The organism is Photobacterium damselae (assembly GCF_003026815.1).
Classification (GTDB): domain Bacteria; phylum Pseudomonadota; class Gammaproteobacteria; order Enterobacterales; family Vibrionaceae; genus Photobacterium; species Photobacterium damselae.
In genome coordinates this window covers 1-710 of record NZ_PYOG01000111.1, presented here as the reverse complement: position 1 = coordinate 710, position 710 = coordinate 1, and the positions used below count along the sequence as shown (strand labels likewise).

Here is a 710-nt window from a genome sequence, read left to right as displayed (position 1 = left end):
GGAACACCTTTATCTAGGAATTGACCTTTGTCATCAAGTCCTGGAGTTAGTAGGCTCACCTTGATTGGGTCAAGCATACACCAGTCATCATCGATGTCATCGAAACCGTGCCATTGATCGCCTGGGTGTAGTTTCCAGTTATCTTGAACTGTCATTAACGCTTCAACAGATGCGTCTTCAAACTTCACTTTGTCACCGTTAGTTTCAGTAACAGTTTCTGCGTTCCAAGGCTTGAAGAACCAATCGTTTTCAGAAGTGTAATCGTTGAATAGACGACGTACGTTTTGACGGAAGATAACCGCTTCACGAACCACTTCGTTAGTTAGAGACAGACCACTTTCACCTTTCATCATGTTCGCAGCAACATCGTTAGATGCGCAGATTGCGTATAGTGGTGAAGTTGAAGTGTGCATCATGTACGCTTGGTTGAAACGATCAAAGTCGATAGCGTTTTCACCGTTACGAACGTGAATGTAAGATGCTTGAGACAGCGCATTCAACAACTTGTGAGTTGAGTGAGTTGCAAATACTGTTGGACCTTTGTGGTCTTTTGCATCGCCACGCATCGCAAAGTGACCCTTGTAGATAGGGTTAAAGCGAGCGTAACCAAACCAAGCTTCATCCATGTGGATACGGCTTGCAGATTCAGCAAGAAGTGCTTCAGTCACTTCTGAGTGGTAACACATACCGTCATAAGTACAGTTAGTTAC

At 44.2% G+C, this 710-nt stretch carries 1 pseudogene; it reads right to left on the bottom strand.

The annotated features are described in order from the left end of the window. Nucleotides 1-710, bottom strand: a pseudogene (locus CTN07_RS22580) (arginine decarboxylase); the annotation flags it as partial.